Origin of the sequence: Pandoraea sp. SD6-2 (genome assembly GCF_000389825.1) — a bacterium.
In the GTDB taxonomy this organism is placed as follows: Bacteria; Pseudomonadota; Gammaproteobacteria; order Burkholderiales; family Burkholderiaceae; genus Pandoraea; species Pandoraea communis.
Window position 1 is genome coordinate 17904 of record NZ_KB944458.1, and the last position, 25147, is coordinate 43050.

Sequence of the window (25147 nt, forward strand, 5' to 3'; positions counted from 1 at the left end):
TTTTGTTTTCGCTCCCTGCCTGAGGCTGATTTCGTCATCCTCATCATTTTGGCGATGAAGCACCGCTCAACCGAAACTTAGGGTTTTCGCTGGGGTTTGTGCGGAGTGGACGCATCTTGTGGCGCCCGCTACCATCGCTCGGGTACAGCCGTCAGCCAGCAAACGGACGCACGCCTTGCACGACGAACTGGCGTTTTCGGCGATGTCTTCGCGGCCTCAGGAGACCCAGCATGACTCGCAAGTTATCGCGTCACCCTGCGCAATCGCAACACGTGTCATCGCACCCCGCCAGCCGGCGAACCGTTCCGGGCAGCGTGGATATCAGTTCCCGCCGCGGTTTTCTCGCCACGCTCGGCGTTGCTGCCATGCCGGCCGCATTCGTCGGATCGCTCGGCGGCACACTCGGCGGACTGCTCACCAGCACGCTGTCGCTATTCTCCGCCCCCGCCCACGCGCAGACCGTTGCCGGCATCAAGAAGAAGGGCACGCTTAACGTCGGCATGCTTATCGACTTCCCGCCGTATGGCACGACGAATGCGCAGGCGCAGCCGGACGGTTACGACGCTGACGTCGCGAAACTGCTGGCCAATGATCTGGGTGTGAAGCTCAACATCATGCCGGTGACCGGACCGAACCGGATTCCGTATCTGCTCAGCGGCAAGGTAGATGTTCTCGTCGCCTCGCTCGCAATCACGCCCGAGCGCGCCAAGCAGGTCCAGTTCTCCAAACCGTACGCTGCCGCGACCATCGTGCTGCTCGGCAAAACGGGCGCGCCCATTAAATCGGCCGCCGATCTGAAAGGCGTACGTGTCAGCGTTGCGCGTGCGAGTACACAGGACATGGCGCTCACCAAGACGGCCCCCGAAGGCACCGAGATCCGCCGTTTCGACGACGATGCTTCCGCGATGCAAGCGCTACTCACCGGACAGGTTGACGCCATCGGCTGCTCCGTGACGGTCGCGAACGCGATTCGTCAACGCGCGCCGGGCCAGTTCGAGCCGAAGTTCAATTTGCTGCAACAGGCGATGGGCATCGCGATGCGCCTCAATCAGCCGGAGTTGCTGGCCGCGGTCAACGACTTCGTCACACGCAATACGGTCAACGGCGAGCTGAACAAACGATATCGCAAGTGGCTCGAGACCGATCTTCCGAAGCTGGAGTGAGCACCGCCGGTGATTCGCGCACGTTGCGCGTAGCACGGCAACAGTCCCCCCGAACCGTTGAGTACCACACCAAGTCCGGCGATCTGGCACAACGAGCGAGCCGCATAAGACATAGCTCCCCATAGCCGCCGCGAGTCACTGCCCCTCAGCGGCCGGGCGCCGCATCGGCATATCGAAACGCGCATTTCGATATAGTTTCCGCACTTTTTCCTCCCTCCCAAATACCTCGCTCTCCCCGTTCGACAGGGATTTCACCCATTTTCCACAGGATCGCTACGTAAAAAGATTTTGCTTTCGATGCGATTTAGATATATCGTAAACATGTCTCAATTACATCGATAAGGAGTCGCATCATGCGTGGATCACGTGGCGATTTCATGGGCCGTGGCCCGTTGGACCTGGACAAAATGGATTTTGGCGACGAGCGGCGTGGTGCACGCCACGGACGGCGCGGCGCTGGCGAAGGCTATGGTGACGGCCGTTTCGGACGTGACGATGAAGTCCGAGGCGCACGAGGCGCACGAGGTGGCCGCGGCGGACGCGGCGGCGGCCGCCTTTTCAGTCACGGCGGCTTGCGACTCGTGCTGCTGCATCTGATTGCCCAACAACCGCGTCACGGTTACGAACTCATCAAAGCCATCGAAGAGAGCGTGAACGGGACGTATAGCCCGAGCCCAGGCGTTGTCTACCCGACGCTCACGTTGCTCGAAGAAATGGGCTACATCCGCGTGCAGGAAAGCGCGGGCGACAGCCAGCGCAAGTCTTATGAGATCACCGACGCCGGGCGCGAGTATCTGGCCGAAAACGAAGACTCGATCACGGAACTGCTCGCGCGGCTCGCAACACGCCGCGAACGCTCGGAAGAGATGCCGCCGCAAGTCATGCGTGCGCTGCATAACTTCAAATATGCCGTGCATTTGCGTCTGGGCGGCGAGCCGCTCACGACCGAACAAGCCAACGCGTTCGCCGCGATTCTCGACGCGGCCGCGCAACAACTGGAGCGACTCTGATGCAAAACAACGCTGCACCGAACGCCATCCCCGATCGCACGCCGCAACGGGTGCGCCACGAACTTCGCATGCGGCTGCTCGAAGTGCGCAGCGTCGAGTCGCTCACGCCGCACATGGTGCGCGTGACGCTCTGCGGCAACGACCTCGAAGGCTTCACCAGCCCCGGCTTCGACGACCACGTCAAACTCTTCTTCCCCAACCCCGAGACCGGTGAACTGGCACTGCCGCAGATCGGTGCCGAGGGCGTGGCCAAACCGGCGCCTGGCGACGCACCGCGGCTCATGCGCGACTACACGCCGCGCCAATATGACGCGGCGACGAAAACGCTCGTGATCGATTTCGCCATGCATGAATCGGGGCCGGCCACCCAGTGGGCGCGCACGGCCAAACCGGGAGACCGCATCGGCGTGGGCGGCCCGCGTGGCTCGTTCGTCATTCCCATGAACTTCGACGGCTACGTGCTCATCGGCGACGACACGGCACTGCCGGCGATTGCGCGACGCCTGACCGAGCTACCCGCCGGCGCACTGGTGTTCGTCTTCGTTGAAGTCGACAGTCCGGCCGACCGTCTGCGCTTCGCGAGCAACGCCGATGTGGTGGTGGAATGGATCTATCGTGAAGGCAAGCCTGCTGGCGAAAGCACGGCCCTGCTCGACGCGCTTCAGGTCGCCACGTTGCCCAGCGGCGATATCCACGTATGGGTCGCGGCCGAAGCTGGCGTGGCGAAGGCCGTGCGCCGCCATCTCGTCGACACTCGCGGCCTCAACCCGAAATGGGTGAAGGCGGCCGCCTACTGGCGACGCGGCGACGCCGCCGTGCACGAGAATCTGGACGATTGAAGGCGTGGCAGCGCGTGTATGCTTTCTATCCTCTGCTCAAGAGAGAACGCTTAGTACGTATGGATACGCCACCGTTGCCCGACACGAACCTCTTTGCCGGCCTGCCCTCGCACCCCGATCCGAAGGCGGCCGAGCAGTTCGACACATTGCTCGCCCGGCCGGGGCTGCGGGTCGAGCGCATCGTCTCGACCGGACAGGCATCCCCCGCGGGCTTCTGGTACGACCAGGCGCAGCATGAGTGGGTCGTGTTGCTCACCGGCGCTGCGGGTCTGGCTTTCGCCGATACGCCCGGTCAGACGCTTGTGCTGACAGCGGGCGACGCGGTGACGATTGCCGCCCATCGGCGTCATCGTGTGGCCTGGACAGCCCAAGGCGAAACCACCGTCTGGCTGGCGATTCACTACGATTGACGCCGGTCCGTCCGTCCCCTTTGGAGAAATTCCCTGCCGTATTTCGGAATTGCCTGATAGAAATGCCAGGAACAAATTCCGACTATGAAAACGCGCCCGGGGATGTCGAATCTCGGCACCCGGAGGGCGGTTCACCCAAGGGGGTACGACGACATGGAGCAACGCAAAAGACACGACGGCTTCGAGCGTTGGGCAGCGGGCGCGACAGCGCGTCAGATAGGGCGGGACGATGCTCGCTGGCGCGTGTTTCGCGCACCGGAGCAGGCAGACTTTCACGGGTTCGTCGTCTGGTGTTACACGCAGGGCGTATTTCTCGGTCAGGAGTTTGACCGGCGTACCGACACCATCACGCATTGCTACGTGCGTAACGGTGCCTGGGCCGTGCAATTCGATTCGTATGGGGAAGCTTGTGAGCGTGCTTTCGACATTCACACGCCGACACTGATTCTGTACGCACCGGAGCGCAACGGCAGCGTTTTCATCACCAGCACCGAGCAGTAGGCGGCGCTTCACACCGCTGTCGGCTGCACCAAGACGGCACCGGCCGGCAGTACGCCGGCTGGTGCATTTTTTTGGGGGGCTTCACCCGTCGCGCAGGTGGCGGCAAGCACTCGCGCCCGGCAGGCTGGATCAGGGGTAGTGACGGATGTCGTCGATCTCGGTCTGGCCGAAATCGTCACGCTCGGTCAGCGCCAGAATGCGGCGAGCCACATCTTCCGGCGAAGCGAGTTTGCCGCTCGCCTTGAGGTCCTGAAAACGTGCCAGTGCCGGAAAACTCTCCGCGCTGCTGCTGCGAATGGTCTCCTGCATACCGGTATCGACCACGCCGGGGGCCAGCGACACCGCCTGCACACCGTGTTCCCGATGTTCAGCGTTGACCACCCGCGTATACATATCCAGCGCTGCCTTGGTCGAGCAGTAGACCGCCCAGCCAGCGTTCGGATTGCGGCCGGCGCCCGACGAGATATTCACAATCTGCCGTTTGGCGGCCAGCCCTTGCGTGGCGGTAAGAAAGCGGGCTGTGAGCAACATGACCGAGGTCACGTTCAGTGCGAATGCCGCACCGATGGCGGCCGGGTCCGTCAGGGCCGAGCTGTTGGCAACCGGGTTGACCGTCCCAGCGTTGTTGATCAGCAGATAGCGGCCGGCGTCGCGCGGCAGCGCGGCGAAGATTCGATTGGCGACCTGCGCCGTAGCCTGGGTATCGGCCAGATCGACGGCGATTTGTTCGAGCGCGACACCTTGCGCGCTCGCCAAGGCGGCGAGGTCGTCGTCCGTGCGACGTGCCAGCGTCACGAGATGGGTGCCGGGGGCGAGCAAACCGCGTGCGAGCGCCGCGCCGAGACCACGGGATGCGCCGGTAAGGATGGCAATCGTTTGGGACATGGGGAGATGTGCGGTCGGATAACACCGCAAAAAGGGACTAACGGGAGCGCCATTATCCGCGCATCGACCCGGCACCGCTATCCCGGCCACTCGCCATTTGCCGGTCAAGCCGGGCGTGAAGGTTTGTGCGGACCGCTACCGGTGCGTCGAAACGACACCGGGTGCCGGCAAGCGAAACGGAGTATTGCGGAATATAATTGCAAATTCATTGCGCTTATAACCTAAGGTAGTAAAAACGTATTTGGCGAGGCCCCGGAACGATCGGCACGCTAGCGCGGCGAGACGTTTATCGCGCGTCAATTCCCCGAATCGTCAAGGTTGTCGCGGTAAGTACAGGTCTTTTAGGTGCACTGCACATTACCGCCTTATGGGTATATATTCCCCCCTCATGGAAACGATACCGAAAATCATTTCGGCGCCTGCTGCTGCGCCGGCCACAAGCAATACCGCACGTCCCGTGCCGCCGCGCCCGCGCCAATACGATGCGCGGCTTGCGCGCTGGATGGTCACGCCGCTCGTCGACACCCGAGTCAGCCCGAACCACCTCACAACGCTTCGCCTGATCGTCGGGCTGGCCTGCACCTGGGCATTTGCGCAAGGTAGCTACGCGATGGCCAATCTGGGCGCCGTGTTGCTCGTGCTGTCGAACTTCATCGACCACACGGACGGCGAACTGGCGCGCATCAGCGGTAAGACGAGCCGCATTGGCCACCTGTATGACCTGGCCTCGGACGCCTTGGTCACCGTGCTGCTGTTCGGCGGTATCGGCATGGGCGTGGCGGCTGTCGCCCCGGACCCATACCCGCTGCCCGTGCCGCTCTCGGCATCCGCGCTCGGCTGGATTGCCGGCATTGCGGTGGCCCTGATCTTCTTCCTGCGCATGCGCATCGAAGACCGCGTGGGCAAGGCCGGCACGAAGCAGGCATCCGTCGGCGGCTTCGAGACGGAAGATGTGCTTTATCTGATGCCGCTCGTCACGCTGTTCGACGGCACGCGCGGCTTCCTGATTGCCGCCGCCATCGGCGCGCCGATCTTCGCGCTGCTCGTGATCGCCGACTACGTGCGCGTCATGCGCCGCGCGCTGCCGGTCGAAGCCGGTGAGTCTGCCGCCACGCCCGAGGCCGCCACCGCCGTCGAGGCAGCCCAGCCGATGGCGCCTGCGGCGTTCGCGGCAGACGCCGAAATCGAACGTGCACTGGACGCCATCGACTTCGACGCCGCGACCCGCGAGTTCAAGTCGCAGGACGCATTCATCTATCTCGAGAAGTTCCTGCCGAAAGCGGTCACGGAACAATTGATCGCCGTGGTTCGCTCGGTCACGCCGAACGTCAATCGCAACTACCTTCCCGGTCACAAACAGGGCGGCAGCGTGAGCCGTCATACGCTCGACGAGCTTGCCCCGTTCGTGGCCGAGTTGTACCGCTCGCCCGCCCTGATGCGTTTCCTGGAGCGTCTGGCCGGTGAAAAGCTGTTGCCGTCGCCGCAAGACGACCCGCACGCGTATGCGCTGTATTACTACACACGTCCGGGCGATCACATCGGCTGGCACTATGACACGTCCTACTACAAGGGCCGCCGCTACACGCTGCTGCTTGGCGTGGTGGACCAATCGAGCTGCAAGCTCGAATACCGGCTTCACACCCGCAACCCCGGCGTGGCGCAAGTCGAAGGCGCAGTGGCGTATCCACCCGGTGCGCTGGTGTTCTTCGACGGGGACAAACTGCATCACCGGATCACACCGCTCGGCGAAAATGAGGAGCGAATCTCGCTCACGTTCGAGTATGTGACCGACCCGCGCATGGGCACATGGCAGCGCTTCATCTCGAACATGAAAGACGCCATCGCCTACTTCGGTTTCCGCCAAGTGTTTCGTCAGCTATTGGGACGGACGAAACGCTAAATGAACCGGACTGCCATCGTATCTCTCACCCTAGGTTTCGCCCTTTTTGTCGCCCTGCTCATTTGGCAGGGCACGGGATCGGTGATGTCTACGCTGGCGGTCGCCGGCTGGGGACTGTTGCCCATCGCCGCCTTCCACCTCGTGCCGCTGGTGCTCGACGCCGCCGCCATTCAGGTGCTGGTGGCGAAATCCTGTTCGCTGCGCCGCGCCACGCTCACGCGCTGGGTCGGAGAGTCGGTCAACAGCCTGCTGCCGGCCGGTCAGATCGGCGGGCCGATCGCGATGGTGCGTCAAATGAAGCAACGCGGGTTGGCCGGTCGCGAAGCGGCGGCCGCCATCACCGTCAGTACGACGCTACAGGCGGTGGCGCAGATCGTTTTCGCGCTGTTGGGATTGGCCGTCTTCGGGATCAGCGCAACACAAGGCGCCGGTGACAGCCTGTGGCTGCCGATGCTGCTTGCCACCGCGCTCATCTCCGCCCTGCTATACGCGTTCTACGTTGCGCAACGGCGCGGCATCTTCGGCTGGGCATTCCGTATGCTCGCCAGAATGTCGTCCAAGCGCGACTGGTCGTCGCTGCTCGACCGGGCGGACGCCGTCGACGAAATCGTGCAACGCATGTATGGCCAGCGCCGTCAGGTGCTCGCGAGCTTTTTGCTCAGCCTTGTTGGCTGGATCGTCGGCACAGTGGAGGTCTGGCTGATTCTGCAATTCATCGGCTACCCGGTGAGTTGGATCGACGCGATGCTGCTCGAAAGTCTCGGGCAGGCGATTCGCGGCGCTGCTTTCTTCGTGCCGGGTTCGCTCGGCGTGCAGGAAGGCGGTTACCTGCTGCTCGCCCCGCTCGTGGGCCTGCCGGCCGACGCCGCGCTGGCTCTCTCCCTGGCCAAACGTACGCGCGAGCTGCTGCTCGGCGTGCCGGGCCTCGTTTATCTGCATTTCTCCGAACGTGGCTGGCGCCGCCGGCGTGCCTCGCAACAAAGTGTGTCGCTGCCTGCCGCCACGGACTCTGCACCGCTCTAAAGAAGGATATTCATCATGCGGGCCATCATTCTCGCAGCAGGCATGGGCCTGCGTTTGCTACAGCCCGAAGATAAGCAGTCGCCCAAGTGCCTGCTGCCGTTCGACGGCATGTCGCTACTCGAGCGCCATCTGCGCATGCTTGCGGCGGCGGGAATCACCGATGTCGTGCTGGCGCTCGGCTTCCATCACGAGCAAGTGAGCGAAGCCCTCGATCGCCTGAACTGGACACCGCGTCCGCAGATCCGTCTGAACCCGGCGTTCCATCTGGGCAGCGTGCTGACCTTGCACACGGCCGCCGACGCGATGACCGCGGGCGGCGACGTCCTCGTCATGGACGCGGATGTGCTCTACGACCAACGCATTTTCAACGCCCTGGTGGCGGGTGAGACGGCGAACCGTCTGCTCATCGACCGCGATTTCGAAGTCGGCGATGAGCCGGTCAAGTTGTGCCTGCGCAACGGCGTACCCGTCGAACTGCGCAAGCAGGTGATGGCAGGTCTCGAATACGACACCGTGGGCGAATCGGTCGGCTTCTTCCGCTTCAACGAAGCGACGGCGACACGTCTTGCGGAAATCACCCGCGATTATGTCGAATCGGGCCGCGCCAAGATGCCGCACGAAGAAGCCGTGCGCGATCTGCTGCTCGAGCGCGGCGCGCAATTCGAAACGGCCGATGTCACGGGCTTCCCGTGGATCGAAATCGACTACCCTGAAGATGTAAAGCGCGCCACCGAACAGGTGCTGCCGCAACTCGAACCGCTCACGATGGTGTCAGAATGAACGCTCCCGACGCATTCACCCCGCCGCCGACCGCCACGCGCGCGTCGCAACTGCGCGCCATGCTGCGCAGCAATCAACTCGAATTCCTGATGGAAGCCCACAACGGCCTGTCCGCACGTATCGTGCGTGAAGCGGGCTTCAAGGGCATCTGGGCATCGGGCCTCGCCATCTCGGCGCAATTCGGTGTGCGCGACAACAACGAAGCCAGTTGGACGCAGGTTGTCGAGAACCTCGAATTCATGGCCGACGCCAGCGATCTTCCGATCCTGCTCGACGGCGATACCGGCTACGGCAACTTCAACAACATGCGACGCCTCGTGCGCAAGCTCGAGCAACGTGGCGTGGCCGGCGTGTGTATCGAAGACAAGATCTTCCCGAAGACCAACAGCTTCATCGGCGGCGAGCGCCAGCCGCTCGCGGACATCGACGAGTTCTGCGGCAAGATCAAGGCAGGCAAGGACTCGCAGGCCGACGACGACTTCTCGATCGTGGCGCGCGTCGAAGCGCTGATCGCGGGCTGGGGCATGGAAGAAGCCCTGCGCCGGGCGGAGGCCTATCGCCAGGCCGGTGCCGACGCCATCCTGATTCACAGCAAACTCAAGCGTGCCGACGAAATCGTGCAATTCGCCCGCGAGTGGGATAACCGCTGCCCGCTGGTGATCGTGCCGACCAAGTACTACAGCACGCCCACCGACGTGTTCCGCGAAGCCGGTATCAGCGTCGTGATCTGGGCGAACCACCTGATTCGCTCCGCCACGTCGGCCATGCAGGCCGTGGCCGCCGAAATCCACCGCAGCGAGACCCTCGTCAACGTCGAAGACCGGATTGCGACCGTCGATGAGATCTTCCGCCTGCAAGACGCCGACGAATACACCCAAGCGGAAGACCGTTACCTGTCCGCTGCGAATGGACCGCGCTCGGCCATCGTGCTCGCCGCCAGCCGTGGAAAGAACCTCGAGAGCGTGACGACCGACCGTCCGAAGGTGATGCTGCCCGTTGCTGGCAAGCCCTTGCTGCGCTGGCTGGTCGACGGTTTCAAGAAGCAGAATGTGAACGACATCACGGTCGTGGGCGGCTATCGCGCCGACGCCATCGAGACCGCCGGCATCACGCTCGCCGTCAACGAACGGTACGCCGAAACCGGCGAACTCGCCTCACTCGCCCGCGTGGCCAATGCCTTCACGCACGACACGGTGATCTCCTACGGCGACCTGCTGTTCCGCAGCTACATCGTGCGCGATCTGGTGGAAAGCAACGCCGACTTCACCGTTGTCGTCGACTCGACGGCCGCGACCACGGCCAATGCCGCCAACGCCAGCGTGCGTGACTTCGCGTACTGCTCGGCCGGCGACGACCGTGGGCTGTTCGGTCAGCAAGTGCTGCTGGAGAAGATCAGCGGCAACGCCGCAGACGCCGGGCGCGCGCCCAATGGCCGCTGGATCGGCTTGCTCGGTGTGCGCGGCGACGAAGGCCGTGCGCAACTGCAACGCGTCTTCACGGCATTGCAGGCACGCCCGGACTTCGATCAGCTCGGCATGCCCGAACTGATCAACGCCCTCGCGGCGGACGGCGCCAAGATAGAGGTGCAATACGTGCACGGCCACTGGCGTGGTGTGAACGACATGGAGGAATTCCGCCGCGCGGCAGACTTCGCCCATGGTCAGACGCCGTTTAGCAGCGCCGCCCCGGAGGCCCAAGGTGATTGAAGCCGGACAGTTCGTCGAAGCCGCGCGCAAGCACGGCTTCACCTGGTACACCGGCGTGCCGTGTTCGTTCCTCACGCCGTTCATCAACTACGTGCTGCAAGACCCGACGCTGCACTATCTGTCGGCGGCCAACGAGGGCGACGCCGTCGCCATCGCGGCCGGTGCCACCCTCGGTGAGGGCAGTGGCGCACGCTCGGTCACGATGATGCAGAACTCGGGCCTCGGCAACGCCGTGAGTCCGCTGACTTCGCTCACATGGACCTTCCGCCTGCCGCAGTTGCTGATTGTGACGTGGCGTGGCCAGCCGGGCATTACCGATGAGCCGCAACACGCACTCATGGGCCCGATCACGCCGGCCATGCTCGATCTGATGGAAGTGCCCTGGGAGCTGTTCCCCACCGAGCCCGAAGCGATTGCGCCGGCGCTGGAGCGCGCGGTCCGTCACATGGACGAGACCGGACGCCCCTATGCACTCGTGATGCAAAAGGGCAGCGTAGCGCCCTACCCGCTGCAACCGGCCGAGCGCCCGGCGCGTCCGGCCCAGCCCGCGCCGGTGTCGCTCATGAAGGGTGTCGCCCCGTCCGAGATGCCCACGCGTCGCGACGCGCTGGCCCGTGTGATCGCCCACACGCCGCTCGAAAACACCGTCGTGCTGGCGTCGACTGGCTTCTGCGGCCGCGAACTGTATGCGCTCGACGACCGCGCCAACCAGTTGTACATGGTTGGCTCGATGGGCTGCGTGACGACGCTGGCGCTGGGCCTCGCCTTGGCGCGCCCCGACCTGCGCGTGGTCGCCCTCGACGGTGACGGCGCCGCGCTCATGCGCATGGGCGCCTTTGCCACGCTGGGTGCGTACGGCCCGTCGAATCTCATCCATCTGCTGCTCGACAACGCATCGCACGACTCCACCGGCGCGCAGGCCACGGTCTCGCCGACGGTGTCGTTCGCGGGCGTAGCCGCCGCAAGCGGTTATGCGCTCGCGCTCGAAGGCGATACGCTCGACGTCGTCGAGTCATTGTTCGACAGCCGCACCGCCAGCCTGAGCGAGGGACCGCGTTTCGCTTGCCTGACGACGCGTCCGGGCACGCCTGACGGGCTGCCACGCCCGAAGATCACGCCGGAAGCGGTAAAGGCACGCCTGATGGACCATATTGCACGACGCGCACCGGCTTCGGCCTGAGCGTCTCCCCCATTCACGAAATCTGCCGAGGAAGCTTCGCCATGCTGTTACTGAATCCGGGCCCCGTCACCCTGACCGAGCGCGTCCGCAAGAGCCTGCTGCAACCCGATCTGTGCCACCGCGAGCCCGAATTCTTCGATCTGCAGGAAGAGGCCCGCGCACGTCTGACGGCGGTCTACGGCCTCGATCCGGCTGTGTGGGCCCCCGTGTTGATGACCGGCTCGGGCACCGCAGCCGTCGAGAGCATGACCGCAGGTCTCGTGCCGGAAGGCGGGCGCCTGCTGATCGTCGAGAACGGCGTGTATGGCGAGCGCATCTCGCAGATTGCGAAGCAGTACCGTATCGATCACGACGTCATTCACTTCGAATGGATGCAGGCACCCGATCTCGCGCAGATCGTCGACCGGCTCGACACGGCGGGAGACCGTCCGTACACGAACGTGGCGATCATCCACCACGAGACGACGACAGGCCGCCTGAACGATCTGACCGGCATCGCCGCCGCCTGTCGCGAGCGCGGCATCGATCTGCTGGTCGACGGCGTGAGCAGCTTCGCCGCCGAAGCCATCGATTTCGACGATTCGGGCATCGTGGCCGTTGCTGCGACCGCGAACAAGTGCTTGCACGGCGTGCCGGGCGTGTCCTTCGTGATGGTGCGCAAGGACGCTCTCGCCAAGGCCGCCAGCCGCACGTATTACCTTGACATCGCGCGCCTCGCCAAGCTTCAGGCCGAGCGTAATACGCCGTTCACGCCGTCTGTGCACGCCTACTACGCGCTGGTCGAAGCACTGCGCGAACTCGACGACGCCGGTGGCTGGCAACAGCGCCACGCCCATTACGGCGCGCTCGCCGAGCAAGCGCGCGCCGGTCTGGCCGCGCTGGGCATCGACAGCGTCTTGCCGCCGGGTGAGTCGTCGGTGGTGCTGCGCGCCTACAAGTTGCCCGCGGGTGTCGACTATGTGCGCCTGCACGACTGGCTCAAGGCCGACGGTTTTGTGATCTACGCAGGGCAAGGCGGTTTGTCCAAGTCGTTGTTCCGTATCTCGACGATGGGCAACCTCACGGCCGCCGACATCGACCGCCTGCTGGCTTCCGTCGCCAGACTGGTGAAGTGAGCGCAGGGACGGACGTTCATCCATGAAAGATCTGCTAGCCAGCATCCAATCCCCATCCGAGTTGCGCGCGCTCTCGCGCGCCGACTTGCGTCGCGTGGCCGATGAATTGCGTGCCTGTGTGCTCGACAGCGTGTCGCGCACCGGTGGCCACCTCTCGTCGAATCTGGGCACCGTCGAACTGACGATCGCACTGCACTACGTTTTCGACACACCCAACGACCGCATTGTGTGGGACGTGGGTCATCAAACCTATCCGCACAAGATTCTCACGGGCCGCCGCGACGCCATGCCGACCCTTCGGCAATGGCAGGGCCTGTCGGGCTTTCCGAAGCGCGACGAATCGCCCTACGACACGTTCGGCACGGCGCATTCGAGCACGTCGATTTCGGCAGCGCTCGGCATGGCGCTGGCCAGCAAGGTCAAGGGCGAGAAACGGCACGCGATTGCCGTGATCGGCGATGGGGCGATGACCGCCGGCGAGGCCTTCGAGGCCCTGAACAATGCCGGCGTCTACGAAGACCTGCCGTTCCTCGTTGTGCTCAACGACAACGACATGTCGATCTCGCCGCCGGTCGGCGCGCTCAATCAGTACCTCACACGACTCATGTCCGGTCAGTTCTACTCGGCCGGCAAGGAGAGCGTGCGCAATCTGTTGCGCAATGCCCCCGCCCCCATGCGCGAACTGGCGCACAAGCTCGAAGAACACGCCAAGGCCATCGTCTCGCCCACGGGCACGATGTTCGAGGAGTTCGGCTTCAACTACCTCGGCCCTATCGACGGCCACGATCTGGACGCACTCATCCCCGCGCTCGAGAACATCAAGGCGCTCAAGGGGCCTCAGTTCCTGCATGTCGTGACGCGCAAGGGCCGCGGCTACAAACTCGCCGAAGCCGATCCGGTGCTGTATCACGGCCCGGGCAAGTTCAATCCGAGCGAAGGGATTCGTCCGGCCGCGCCGGGCACGGTCTCGGCCAAGACCTATACGCAGGTCTTCGGCGAATGGCTGTGCGACGCGGCGGCGGCAGACAAGCGTGTCATCGGCATCACGCCCGCCATGCGCGAAGGCTCCGGGCTTGTGGAATTCGAGAAGCGCTTTCCTGAGCGCTATTACGACGTCGGTATCGCCGAGCAGCATGCCGTGACGTTCGCAGGCGGGTTGGCGACCGAGGGGCTCAGGCCCGTGGTGGCGATCTACTCGACGTTCCTGCAACGTGCCTACGATCAGGTGATTCACGACGTGGCCCTGCAAAACCTGCCGGTCGTCTTCGCGATCGATCGAGGCGGTCTCGTCGGCGCCGACGGCGCAACGCACGCTGGGGCTTACGACATCGCCTACCTGCGCTGCATCCCCAACATGGTGGTCATGGCCCCGGCCGACGAAAACGAATGCCGACAGATGTTGCAGACGGCGCTCGGTATCGACGGCCCCTGCGCCGTGCGTTACCCGCGCGGCACCGGCCCCGGCGTGAAGACCGAGGCCGGCTTGACGACACTGCCCGTGGGCCGTGCCCAGGTGCGTCGCCGGAGCGCTGCCCCGGTGGGTCGTCGCGTGGCTATTCTGGCGTTCGGCTCGATGGTGACGCCGAGTGAACAGGTGGCCGCCGAGTTCGACGCGAGCGTGGTCAACATGCGCTTCGTCAAACCGCTCGACGACGCCACGCTGCTCGACATGGCCCGCACGCACGACCTCATCGTCACGATCGAGGAAGGTGTTGTGATGGGGGGTGCCGGCACGGCGTGTGTCGAAGTCCTCAACGCCAATGGCGTGCTGATTCCGGTGCTGCAACTGGGATTGCCCGACACTTACATCGATCAGGGCACGCCCGCGCAGCAGCTCGCGTCGGTCGGGCTCGACGCGCAGGGCATTGCGGCGTCGATTCGCCGGGCACTGACCGAGCGTCTCGGCGGCAAGGTCGAGGCGGTGCCGTCGGCCCCCTGAGCGAAGCGTTTCACCACACTTCCATATCCGTAGCAAAACGGCACCTTTTGATCTGATTTAGAGAGTCAGATCAAAATGCACAGGGCAAACTCCCAAAGTTCACGCTCCCCGAGAACCGGGTTCGGCAATGCCGATATCCGGGATTTCGGCACCTTTGCCGCCAATTAGCGCCGCTTCTGCAAAACTGCGTAACGCCGCCGCTCGACACAATCCCATCTCAACGCCTCAGAATCCGGCTACGCGATTTTGCGAGCCCTTCGCCATGTGCAGGATTTTCCCTTCCGTTCGTGTCGGCGATCAGCCGCACCGACGTCTTTCCCGTACCGATTCATGTCCTCCCAGTTCGTTCATCGTGCGCGCCCCCTCCGCGCGAAGCACCGCTGGCACGTGCACAGCGTGACCCTTCCCGCACTTGCTGCTGGCGCCTTCCATTTCTCATACGCATTCGCGCAACCGGTGGGGGCCGAGCAGGCCGGCGAATTCGCGCACGCGGAACACGTGTTCATGCTCCCAGCGATCGAAGTGGTTGCCGCTCCTGACACAATACCGCTGGAGGTCGTCACCGATCCGAAAAGACCACGCCAACCTCTGCCCGCGAGCGACGGTGCCGATTATCTGAAGACGATCCCTGGCTTCGCGTCGATCCGCAGCGGCGGCACCAATGGCGACCTCGTACTGCGCGGCATGTCCGGATCGCGGCTCCAGTTGCTGGCGAACGGCATGTCGACACTCGGTGCGTGTGGGGGTCGGATGGACTCGCCGACGTCCTACATCGCACCAGAAAGCTACGACAAGGTAACCGTCATCAAGGGCCCGCAGAGCGTGCAATACGGACCAGGGGCATCGGCCGGCACAGTGCTATTCGAGCGAACGACACCGCGCTTCAAGGCGCCCGGCATGCGTTTCGAAGGCAGTATGGTCGGCGGTTCATTCGGGCGCAACGATCAGAACCTGGACATCGCAGCGGGCACGCCGGACTTCTATGGCCGGGTGACCGCAAATCACGCGCATTCGCAAGACTATAAGGATGGCAACGGGCGCGTGGTACCGTCGCAATGGAGCAAATGGAACGCGAACGCGACATTCGGCTGGACGCCTGACAACGACACTCGACTCGAGATCACCACGGGCACAGGCGACGGGTATGCCCGCTATGCCGGGCGCGCCATGGACGGCTCGCGTTTCCGGCGTGAAACCTTCGGTCTGAAGTTCGACAGGAAGCGCATCGGTGGCCCGCTCGACCGGATCGAGGCACAGGTCTATTACAACGTAGCCGATCATGTCATGGACAACTACACGTTACGAACTCCCGCTTCGACGGCAGGTATGCGCATACGCGTTGCCTCTGAGGTACGCCGGCGTATGGTGGGCGCGCGCACCGCCGCAACCTGGCGCCTGGACGACGCGATCCAACTCGTGACGGGGATCGATGTGCAATCAAGCCGTCTCGATTTGCGCACGGCACGAGGAATGCAAGAGCGTGGTGGACAACCATGGAATCCGCGCGCGAACCTTTGGAACGCAGGGGCCTTCGGTGAGCTAACGTGGCTGGCCAGTCACGAATCACGCGTGATTGCCGGAGCACGGGCGGATCGTGCGTCGGCGCGCGACGAGCGCGCAACAGCTAGCGGGCCGGTCCAGCCCAACCCGACGTTCGACGTAACGCGCTCGCGAGTGCTACCGAGCGGATTCATTCGCTACGAGCACGATCTCGCATCGGTGCCCGTCACTTGGTACGCGGGCATCGGCCATACAGAGCGTTTTCCAGACTATTGGGAATTGTTCTCGGCCGCCCGAGGGCCAAGCGGTTCGGTGAATGCATTCTCGGCAATCCGCCCCGAGAAGACAACGCAACTCGATGTCGGCGCACAGTACAGAACCGAGAAACTCGACGCATGGGTATCCGCCTATGCGGGTCAGGTGCAGGACTTCATCCTCTTCAACTACGCGACGGGCCCGGCGAAGCAGGCGACTAACGTCAATGCGCAGATCATGGGCGGCGAACTCGGCACGGCGTGGCGCCCTTTTGCGGCGTGGCGCTTCGATGGTTCGCTCGCATATGCGTGGGGACGCAATCGCCAAAACGGCGGACCGTTGCCGCAGATACCTCCGTTGGAAGCGCGCCTGGGGCTGGAATACACGCACGGATCGTGGACGGCTGGTGGACGATGGCGCATCGTCGCACCACAGCGCCGTTGTGCGTTGAACCAAGGCAACGTTGCCGGCAAGGACTTCGGCCCGAGCCCCGGCTTCGGCGTGGTGTCGCTGCATACGCAATATAAGGTGAGCAAGGCCGTGCACATCTCGATTGGCATGGACAACGTATTTGACAAGGCGTATTCGGAGCACCTGAACCTCGCCGGCAATGCTGGGTTCGGGTATGCGGCGAACGTGCCGGTCATGGAGCCGGGGCGTTCGGCTTGGGTACGTGTGGGGGCGAAGATTTGATGAGCGCTATGGCTTCGAAGGCGCTTCCTTCTCGCGCGGCTTGCCCATGAGCACCGGCTGGAAGAACACCGCGCCGATCAGCGTGCACACGAGTGAGAGCGCCAGCAGCTTGCCCATGCTCGACGTGCCCGGATGGTGCGACAGCCACAGACTGCCGAAGGCGATGCCCGTCGTTGCGGCAGAGAGCACAATCGCCTGCGTCAGACTCGAGGCCAGCAAGTGGGTCTTCCCCTCTCGCCACGCGATCACGTAGTAGATCTTGAACGCCACGCCAACGCCAAGCAGCAACGGCAGCGCGATGATGTTCGCGAAGTTCAGCGGCAAACCGATCAGCACAGTGATTTCGAGCGTGACGGCGGCCGAGACCAACAGCGGCACCAGCGTACGCAGCACGTCGCCGAAGTTGCGCAGCGCTAGCCACAGCAACACAGTGATCGAAAGCAATGCCCAGAGGCCTGCCTCGATGAAGGCGCGGATAATCGTGTCGGCCGAGCGCAGGATCGAGATCGGGCCGCCAACGGCATCGGGTGCGCTCGCCAGCACGGCCGCACTGAACTTGCGCAGCATGGCGTCATCGCTCGGATCGGCGCCCTTCGCCACGTGCGGAGAGATGTTCACGAGCGCGCGTCCGTCGGCCGCGACCCATTGCGAAACGATGTCCTTGGGCAGCGATTCGCGCGTGACCTCACGCGGTTGCAACGCGTCGCGCAATTGGCCGAGGGCAAGCTTCAACGGCTCGGCGATCGCACGATCCGCCCGGTCGCGGGTGGCAGCATCGGCCGCCGCAAGCTTGCGCAAGGCCGTTGCCAGACGCTGCGCTTCCTTGGCCCCTTCGCCGGGGTGATCGAGCGCGGCGTCTTCCAACTGGCCGGCCGCCGTCTTGAGCGACGACACCCGCGCCGCATCGGCCACCGGGGCCAACGGCGTTTGCGAGAGCACCGGCAGCAGCGACGCGGCAGCCGTACCGATCTGCGCGAGCTTGGCCGGCTGCTCCGCCGGGATAAACGTCGTGAGCGTGACCACGCGGCCGACCTCGGGCACAGCGCGCAGCTTCGCGGCCTCGGCATTGGCCGCGTCAAGATTCGGGGCGAGCAGTTGCACGTCGTTCACGCCGGCTTCCGGCGAATTGGCCAGATCCAGCAGCGTCGCCATCGACTCCGTTTTCGGATCTTTCAAATGCAACGGGTTGAAGTCGAAATGCAGATGCGCCAGCAGTGGCAAGCCCGCGATGACAAGGGCGAGCGTGCCATACAGCAACGGCTTGCGGTACTTGTCGGTGAAATCGTCGACCGGACCGAGGCTGCGAAAGCCCGGCGGGCTCGCTTCGCCCTTCGGTTTGAACACGCTGATGAGCGCGGGCAGCAACGTAATGGCCGACGGGAATGCCACACACAAAATGCCCACGCCGGCGATCAGCCCCAGCTCGGACACGCCGCGATAGTCTGTCGGCAGGAACGAGAAGAAGCTCGCCGCCGTGGCCGCCGCGGCGAGCGACAGCGGCATCGCAATCGCCTTGCCTGCCCCCGTGAGCGCGCCACGAAGCACGTCGTCGGCCGACGACTTGCCGTCGCTGTCCAGACGATGACGCTCGTCGCGGTAGCGCACGCCAAACTGAATCCCGAAGTCCACGCCGATGCCGACGAACAGCACGGCAAACGCCACCGAAATCATGTTCAGTGCGCCAACCATCATCAGGCCGAGCGCAAACGTGACGACCAGCCCCGCCAGCAACGTGATGAACACCGCGAGAATCATCTTGCCCGAGCGTACCGCCAGCCACAGCACCACGAGCACGGCCAGCAGCGTGATGACGGCGTTCGACCCGGCGTCCTCGCGCACGGATGCGAATTCCTCATCGGACAGTGGGCGCGGGCCCGTCAAACGAACCGTCGCGCCATAGCGCTCGGCGAGCTTCAGGTCGGCAGCCGCCTCGCGAATGCGCGATGCGGCGTTGGCGCCGGCTTCGAGCGCCGCATAGTCCAGCACGGGCTGCACCTGCACGTAGCTGCGCGCCACGGTATCCGGCACGACGAGGGCCCGCCACGACATGCCCGCCGGACGGCCCGCCAGCACCGCCTCGGTCGTATCGGCCGCGCGGCCGAGCAGGCGCGCCATGTCCGGCAGCTTCACCTGCCCGGTGAGCAGCGGCGTCTGCAACGTGACCGACAGGAGATTCGACAGGCCCGTGAGGCTGGGATCTTGTGCAAGACGGTTGAGCAGCGGCTTCGCGTCTTCGAGCTTGCCGGTGAGGGTTTTCACGTCGTCGAGCGACGCGAAGAGCAGCGCGTTGCGCGCAAAGAACTCGCCCGATCCCGGGCGGCTCACCGAGCGGAACACGTCCGTCTCGGTCGACAGCTTCTCGGCCAGTTCTGCGGCAGCCCGGTCGGCGAACTCCACGGCCGGGGCCTGCACCACGGCCAGCGTGATGTCGGCCTTCTGCGGGAAAGCGCGGTCGATTTCACGCCCGCGCTCGGCGGCGGGCGTGTTCGAATCGATCAGGCTCGAGATATCGGTGTTGATCGCGAAGTGCTTGGCGACGTAGACAGAACTCGCAATAACGAGAAGCAGCGAAGCGAAGATGACTGGGTACGCGTGCTTCGCCGAAAAACGGACGATGCGCACGACGAGCGAAGTCAGCATGTAGCGGTTCCGGAAGAAAGTGGAGGCCGCCCTCGCCTTCGGCCGCCTGGATCCATAAGGTCAAACGTTATGTATCCGATGCGCCGGGGAACCAATCGTGGACAAATTCCGTCGATCAGTTCATGGAAAACGAGGAAACGGTGAATTTACGAAATCGCAGCAGTATACAAGGCCGCGTGAACTACACTACGGGCCTACTCGTTTTAACCGACTAAAACCGACGAAGACGAACTGGTATGAACAAATTTCTGGTGACGGCAACCGCCGCCGTCGCATTGAGCAGCATCTGTGGCGTCTCAGGCGCCTGGGCACAGGCAAGCAGCGCGAATCCGAACGATCTGGTGAAGACGGCAGTCGAGACGGTCGTCAAGAATGCCAAGGCCGACCCGGCCGCCCGCGACGGCGATGTCGCCGCAACCGCACGTGTTGTCGCCCACGACTTTCTGCCCTACACCGATTTCCACCGCACCACGCGCTATGCCGTGGGCGCAAAAGCATTCGATGCCGCCACACCGGCCCAGCAGCAACAGGTCTTCGAGCAGTTTCAGCAGTTGCTCGTGAACACCTTTGCGCTGCAACTCTCGCAAGTGCGCGGCACGCAGATCTCATTCAAGTTTGCCCCGGCCAAACTCACCGCGAACAGCACCGATGTGGTGGTGGGCGCCACGGTCAGCGGGACTGGCGACAATCTTTCGGTCGCCTATCGTCTGGCCAAGACCGACAAAGGCTGGAAGATTTATGACATCAACATGATGGGCGAGAACGTGGCCGACGCATGGCTCATCCAGTTGTATCAGCCGCAGTTCAAGGCACGTATCGCTCAAGGCGGCATTGACGGACTGGTCACCTATCTGCGCGAGAAGAACGATCGTTTCACCAAATAAAACAACAACTTAACGACGGGCATCGTGAACAGCGCGGCGCCTCCGGGGGCGTCGGTGTCAGCATCTCCCTCGACGGCTCGACCCACTTATCGGCAGATTCGGCCCAGATCCGTGGCAGATCGACGCCGATTCGTCAACATTTATGCAACACTCGCTGGCGCCTTCCCACGGGAGGTCGTCAGCAACATTTGGCTGCCGCGGTTACAATCGCTGCTTGTCAAACGACCGGACGGCGGTCCCCCCGAGGGTTTGCGCGATTTGCCATCGAAACTGGCGCCGCGCGTTCCATGAGGCCATGGCTTCTCAACATGGACACCCGATAGCACCGCCATCCCGGCCGACCTGAGCCGGAGAGCTGAATGCAAGTCTTCCTTGCCCAACCCCGCGGGTTTTGTGCGGGTGTCATACGTGCCATCGAGATCGTGGAGCGCGCCCTGGAAAAATACGGCGCCCCCGTCTACGTCCGCCATGAGATCGTCCACAACAAGCATGTGGTCGATTCGCTCAAGGCCAAGGGCGCGCGCTTTATCGACGAGTTGTCCGAAGCACCTGCGGGCGCCGTGACCATTTTCAGTGCACATGGCGTCGCACGCGTCGTCGAACAGGAAGCGCAGACGCGCGGCTTGAAGGTGCTCAATGCCACTTGCCCGCTCGTCACCAAGGTGCACATTCAAGGCAAGAATTATGTGTCTGCCGGTCGTGAAGTCATTCTGATCGGCCATGCCGGTCACCCTGAAGTCGAGGGGACGATGGGGCAGATCGACGGTCCGGTGCATCTTGTGCAGACCGAAGAAGATGTCGACGCATTGCCGCTCGCCGACAATACGCCGCTGTCGTACGTTACCCAGACCACGCTGTCGGTCGACGAGACTCGCGGTATCATTGCTGCGCTGCAACGTCGCTTTACCAATATCGTCGGGCCGAACACCAAGGACATCTGCTACGCCACACAGAACCGCCAGACCGCCGTGCGCGAGCTGTGCGAGCGTGTGGACGTACTACTCGTGGTCGGGGCGACGAACAGCTCGAACTCGAACCGCCTGCGCGAAATCGGCTCCGAAATGGGGCTGCCGAGCTATCTCGTGGCCGACGGCACCGAGTTGAACCCCGAATGGGTGCGCGGCCAGGCCCGCATCGGCATTACCGCCGGGGCGTCCGCGCCCGAGCGCATGGTCGAAGACGTGATCGACGCGCTGCGTCGTATCGACACCGTTGACGTGACCCTCATGGACGGCATTGAGGAAACCATCCAGTTTCGCTTGCCGTCGGAATTGATTAAAAACGAGCCGGTCGCCGCACAACACGCGGTCGCTGGCTAACGCAACACGAACAGGAGCCGAACTTGGCCATCCCCTTCCTGCAACAGGCGTATGTTGGCGCCTACCTGATGAAGCAACGCTTCAAGGGCAACAAGCGCTACCCGCTGGTGCTGATGCTCGAACCGCTGTTCCGCTGCAACCTCGCCTGCTCGGGCTGCGGCAAGATCGACTATCCGGATCCCATCCTGAATCAGCGTGTGTCGCTCAAGGACTCGCTCGACGCCGTGGACGAGTGCGGCGCACCGGTGGTCTCGATCGCCGGCGGCGAGCCGCTGCTGCACAAGGAAATGCCGCAGATCGTTAAGGGCATCATCGAGCGCAAGAAGTTCGTCTATCTGTGCACGAACGCCCTGTTGCTCGAAAAGAAGATCGACGACTACGAGCCGAGCCCGTTCTTCGTCTGGTCGATTCACCTCGACGGCGACCGTGAAATGCACGACGCCGCAGTGTCGCAGGAAGGCGTGTACGACCGCGCCGTGTCGGCCATCAAGCTGGCCAAGTCGCGTGGCTTCCGCGTGAACATCAACTGCACGCTGTTCAACAATGCCGACCCGGAGAAGGTCGCCAAGTTCTTCGATTCGACGAAGGACCTGGGCCTCGACGGCATCACCGTCTCGCCGGGCTATGCCTACGAGCGCGCGCCGGATCAGCAGCACTTCCTGAACCGCTCGAAGACCAAGCAACTGTTCCGCGACATTCTCAAGCGCGGCAACGGCGGCAAGGACTGGACGTTCAGCCAGTCGAGCCTGTTCCTGGACTTCCTCGCCGGCAACCGCTCGTACCACTGCACACCGTGGGGCAACCCGACGCGTACCGTGTTCGGCTGGCAGCGTCCGTGCTACCTGCTTGGCGAAGGTTATGCCAAGACGTACACCGAACTGATGAACACCACCGACTGGGACAAGTACGGTGTGGGCAACTACGAGAAGTGCGCCGACTGCATGGTGCACAGCGGTTTCGAAGCCACGGCCGTGAACGAGACGCTGACGCGTCCGCTGCGCGCGCTGGGTGTGGCGCTCAAGGGCGTGCGTACCGATGGCCCGATGGCCGAAGACGTCTCGTTCGCCAAGCAGCGTCCGGCCGAGTACGTGTTCTCGAAGCACGTCGAGATCAAGCTCGACGAACTGCGCCGGGCCAAGGCGTAAATGCGCTCGCGTGTGCTGGTCACCGGAGCCTCCGGGTTCGTCGGTTCTGCGGTGGCACGCACGGCGCTCGCGCGCGGTCACGAGGTTCGCCTGCTGGTGCGTGGCACCAGCCCGCGCGCGAACCTCGCCGACCTGCCCGTGGAAGTCGTGGAAGGCGACATGCGCGATGCGGCATCGATGCAACGCGCGCTCACCGGGATGGATGCCCTGCTCCACGTCGCCGCCGACTACCGCCTCTGGGCGAAAGATCCGAACGACATCATGCGGGCCAACATCGTCGGCACGCGCACGGTCATGGAAGCCGCGCTGCGTGCAGGCGTCGAGCGGGTGGTATATACCAGCAGCGTTGCCACGCTGCGTGTGCACGACGCCACCGGCCCCGTCGATGAAACCTCCCCGAACGACGAAGCCACGACCATCGGCGTGTACAAGCGCAGCAAGGTCGCGGCCGAACGTCTGGTCGAACGGATGATCGCGAACGACGGTCTGCCCGCCGTGATCGTCAATCCGTCCACGCCCATCGGGCCGCGCGACATCAAGCCCACACCGACCGGGCGCATCATCGTCGAAGCCGCGCAAGGCAAGATCCCCGCATTCGTCGATACCGGCCTGAATCTCGTGCACGTCGACGATTGCGCCGAAGGCCATCTGCTGGCCCTCGAACGCGGCCGCATTGGTGAGCGCTACATTCTTGGCGGCGACGACGTCCTGCTGCGCGACATGCTCGCGACCATTGCAGGCCTGGTCGGCCGCAAGGCCCCGACGATCGCCCTGCCGCGCTGGCCGCTTTATCCGCTCGCGATGGCAGCGCAAGGCGTCGCGCGCTTCACGGGCAAAGAGCCGTTCGTTACCGTTGATGGCCTGAAGATGTCGCGCTATCACATGTTCTTCTCGTCCGAGAAGGCGAAGCGCGACCTCGGCTACACCGCCCGCCCCCACCCCGAAGGCCTGCGCGACGCGCTCGCCTGGTTTGGTTCTGCCGGATTTTTGTCATGACTGTTTTGGCCTGGATTGCCGCGTTGTCGCTGGCCATCTGGATCTATCTGCTGAGTTCTCAGGGCGGCTTCTGGCGCGCGCGTGAGCGCGACGATCTGGACGAAGACCGTCTGCCTGTGCCCGATGTCTGGCCCGCCGTGGCCGTTGTCATTCCCGCGCGCAACGAGGCGGAGTCGATCGGACAGGTAGTCGAATCGCTGTGCCGTCAGGACTATGCAGGACGGCTGCGCATCGTGGTGGTGGACGATCAGAGTCACGACGGCACGGCCGACCTCGCCCGCGAAGCCGCCGCACGCGCTGCGGCCGACGGTTTTACGCGACGCGTGGACGTGCTCGGTGGTCAGCCGCTGCCCGGTGGCTGGACCGGCAAGATGTGGGCGGTGTGCCAGGGCGTGGCGTTCGCCAGCGATCCCGGCACGAACGACGGCGGCATCGCCCCCGACTACCTGCTGCACACCGACGCGGACATCGCGCATTCGCCCGAGAACGTGCGCCGGCTGGTCACGCGCGCCACGGGCGACCATCGCGTGCTCGTCTCGCTCATGGCGAAGCTGCGTTGCACGGCATGGTTCGAGCGCACGCTGATCCCTGCGTTCGTGTTGTTCTTCCAGATGCTGTATCCGTTCGCCTGGGTCAACGATCCGAAAAAGCGCATGGCAGCGGCGGCCGGCGGATGCATGCTGATCCATCGCGCCTCGCTCGAAGCCGGTGGCGGTATCGAAGCCATTCGCGACGAGATCATCGACGACTGCGCCATGGGTCGCCTGCTCAAGAAACAAGGCGCGATCTGGCTAGGCCTGACGGAGCGCGCGGTAAGCGTGCGTCCGTACGACAATCTCGGCGAGATTCGCAAGATGGTGTCGCGCACGGCGTACGCGCAGTTGCAGTACTCGCCGGTGTTGCTGGCGGGCACCATCGTGTCGCTGCTGCTTACGTTCATCGTGCCGCCGGCCATGACGATCTTCGCCTCGGGCATTGCCCAGTGGCTGGGGCTCTTCGCCTGGATAGCGATGACGCTGTCGTACCTGCCGATGCTGCGCTTCTATCGTCAGCCGTCGAGCTTCGGGCCGCTGCTGCCGCTCGTCGCTGCGCTGTACACCGTCTTCACGTTCGACTCGGCGCTGCAACACTGGCGCGGTCGTGGCGGCATGTGGAAGGGACGCGCTCAGGCGCGCGGACAGCAATCGTCGGACGCGTGATCCAGCACACACGGGCATCTGCCCAAAATGAAAATGCCAGCCCGTCAGTTCAGACGCGCTGGCAT

At 63.9% G+C, this 25147-nt stretch carries 20 protein-coding genes and 1 pseudogene; 19 read left to right on the forward strand and 2 right to left on the reverse strand.

Going from position 1 to position 25147, the window contains the following annotated elements; all coding sequences use genetic code 11:
- The first annotated feature begins 365 nt into the window (after positions 1–365).
- The 5 genes from C266_RS25310 to C266_RS25330 all read left to right on the forward strand — a co-directional run bounded on the left by C266_RS25310 (position 366) and on the right by C266_RS25330 (position 3923).
- Positions 366–1163: a transporter substrate-binding domain-containing protein gene (locus C266_RS25310; protein ID WP_036664573.1), complete on the forward strand. Its 798-nt coding sequence runs from the start codon at positions 366–368 to the stop codon at positions 1161–1163.
- Positions 1164–1516: 353 nt separating this feature from the next.
- On the forward strand, positions 1517–2173 hold the full coding sequence (locus C266_RS25315; protein WP_010805299.1) for a PadR family transcriptional regulator: 657 nt from the start codon (positions 1517–1519) through the stop codon (positions 2171–2173).
- The gene (locus tag C266_RS25320; RefSeq protein ID WP_010805300.1) at positions 2173–3012 is read left to right on the forward strand and encodes a siderophore-interacting protein; all 840 of its coding nucleotides are present in this window, start codon (positions 2173–2175) and stop codon (positions 3010–3012) included. Before C266_RS25315 ends, C266_RS25320 begins: the two co-directional genes overlap by 1 nt.
- A gap of 59 nt (positions 3013–3071) precedes the next feature.
- Positions 3072–3422 (forward strand): hypothetical protein, encoded by a 351-nt coding sequence (locus tag C266_RS25325; protein WP_010805301.1) that lies wholly within the window; start codon positions 3072–3074, stop codon positions 3420–3422.
- A 153-nt stretch (positions 3423–3575) separates the two neighbouring features.
- Positions 3576–3923 carry a hypothetical protein gene (locus tag C266_RS25330; protein ID WP_010805302.1) on the forward strand — a complete coding sequence of 116 codons (348 nt, stop codon included), beginning with the start codon at positions 3576–3578 and terminating at the stop codon, positions 3921–3923.
- A 129-nt stretch (positions 3924–4052) separates the two neighbouring features.
- Here C266_RS25330 and C266_RS25335 read toward each other — a convergent pair whose 3' ends face one another.
- On the reverse strand, positions 4053–4808 hold the full coding sequence (locus tag C266_RS25335) for an SDR family oxidoreductase (RefSeq protein WP_010805303.1): 756 nt from the start codon (positions 4806–4808) through the stop codon (positions 4053–4055).
- 502 nt (positions 4809–5310) lie between these two features.
- On the opposite strand from C266_RS25335, the pseudogene C266_RS28490 reads away from it, so the two are divergent.
- The 9 genes and pseudogenes from C266_RS28490 to C266_RS25375 form a co-directional block, all read left to right on the forward strand.
- Positions 5311–5703, forward strand: a pseudogene (locus C266_RS28490) (CDP-alcohol phosphatidyltransferase family protein); the annotation flags it as partial.
- 174 nt (positions 5704–5877) lie between these two features.
- Positions 5878–6708 carry a 2OG-Fe(II) oxygenase gene (locus C266_RS27615; RefSeq protein ID WP_144265929.1) on the forward strand — a complete coding sequence of 277 codons (831 nt, stop codon included), beginning with the start codon at positions 5878–5880 and terminating at the stop codon, positions 6706–6708.
- Complete coding sequence (locus tag C266_RS25345; RefSeq protein ID WP_010805305.1) at positions 6709–7731, forward strand: flippase-like domain-containing protein; 1023 nt, start codon at positions 6709–6711, stop codon at positions 7729–7731.
- 15 nt (positions 7732–7746) lie between these two features.
- Positions 7747–8511, forward strand: a complete 765-nt coding sequence (locus C266_RS25350; RefSeq protein WP_010805306.1) for an NTP transferase domain-containing protein — start codon at positions 7747–7749, stop codon at positions 8509–8511.
- On the forward strand, positions 8508–10217 hold the full coding sequence (gene aepX, locus C266_RS25355; RefSeq protein WP_010805307.1) for a phosphoenolpyruvate mutase: 1710 nt from the start codon (positions 8508–8510) through the stop codon (positions 10215–10217). The genes C266_RS25350 and aepX overlap by 4 nt, the downstream gene beginning before the upstream one ends.
- On the forward strand, positions 10210–11397 hold the full coding sequence (gene aepY / locus C266_RS25360; protein WP_010805308.1) for a phosphonopyruvate decarboxylase: 1188 nt from the start codon (positions 10210–10212) through the stop codon (positions 11395–11397). Before aepX ends, aepY begins: the two co-directional genes overlap by 8 nt.
- A gap of 41 nt (positions 11398–11438) precedes the next feature.
- Positions 11439–12512: a 2-aminoethylphosphonate aminotransferase gene (locus C266_RS25365; RefSeq protein ID WP_010805309.1), complete on the forward strand. Its 1074-nt coding sequence runs from the start codon at positions 11439–11441 to the stop codon at positions 12510–12512.
- 22 nt (positions 12513–12534) lie between these two features.
- Complete coding sequence (gene dxs / locus C266_RS25370; RefSeq protein WP_010805310.1) at positions 12535–14451, forward strand: 1-deoxy-D-xylulose-5-phosphate synthase; 1917 nt, start codon at positions 12535–12537, stop codon at positions 14449–14451.
- Between the two features lie 330 nt (positions 14452–14781).
- Complete coding sequence (locus tag C266_RS25375) at positions 14782–16899, forward strand: TonB-dependent copper receptor (protein WP_010805311.1); 2118 nt, start codon at positions 14782–14784, stop codon at positions 16897–16899.
- Between the two features lie 6 nt (positions 16900–16905).
- On the opposite strand, the gene C266_RS25380 is transcribed toward C266_RS25375, so the two are convergent.
- Positions 16906–19539, reverse strand: a complete 2634-nt coding sequence (locus C266_RS25380) for an MMPL family transporter (protein WP_010805312.1) — start codon at positions 19537–19539, stop codon at positions 16906–16908.
- Between the two features lie 236 nt (positions 19540–19775).
- On the opposite strand from C266_RS25380, the gene C266_RS25385 reads away from it, so the two are divergent.
- The 5 genes from C266_RS25385 to C266_RS25405 all read left to right on the forward strand — a co-directional run bounded on the left by C266_RS25385 (position 19776) and on the right by C266_RS25405 (position 25082).
- Positions 19776–20423 (forward strand): phospholipid-binding protein MlaC, encoded by a 648-nt coding sequence (locus C266_RS25385; protein WP_010805313.1) that lies wholly within the window; start codon positions 19776–19778, stop codon positions 20421–20423.
- A 359-nt stretch (positions 20424–20782) separates the two neighbouring features.
- The gene (gene ispH / locus C266_RS25390) at positions 20783–21742 is read left to right on the forward strand and encodes a 4-hydroxy-3-methylbut-2-enyl diphosphate reductase (RefSeq protein WP_010805314.1); all 960 of its coding nucleotides are present in this window, start codon (positions 20783–20785) and stop codon (positions 21740–21742) included.
- A 23-nt stretch (positions 21743–21765) separates the two neighbouring features.
- Complete coding sequence (gene hpnH, locus C266_RS25395) at positions 21766–22887, forward strand: adenosyl-hopene transferase HpnH (protein ID WP_010805315.1); 1122 nt, start codon at positions 21766–21768, stop codon at positions 22885–22887.
- Positions 22888–23883 carry a hopanoid-associated sugar epimerase gene (gene hpnA / locus C266_RS25400; protein WP_010805316.1) on the forward strand — a complete coding sequence of 332 codons (996 nt, stop codon included), beginning with the start codon at positions 22888–22890 and terminating at the stop codon, positions 23881–23883.
- Entirely contained in the window at positions 23880–25082 is a 1203-nt protein-coding gene (locus tag C266_RS25405; protein ID WP_010805317.1) for a glycosyltransferase, read from the forward strand. The genes hpnA and C266_RS25405 overlap by 4 nt, the downstream gene beginning before the upstream one ends.
- The last annotated feature ends 65 nt before the right edge of the window (positions 25083–25147 follow it).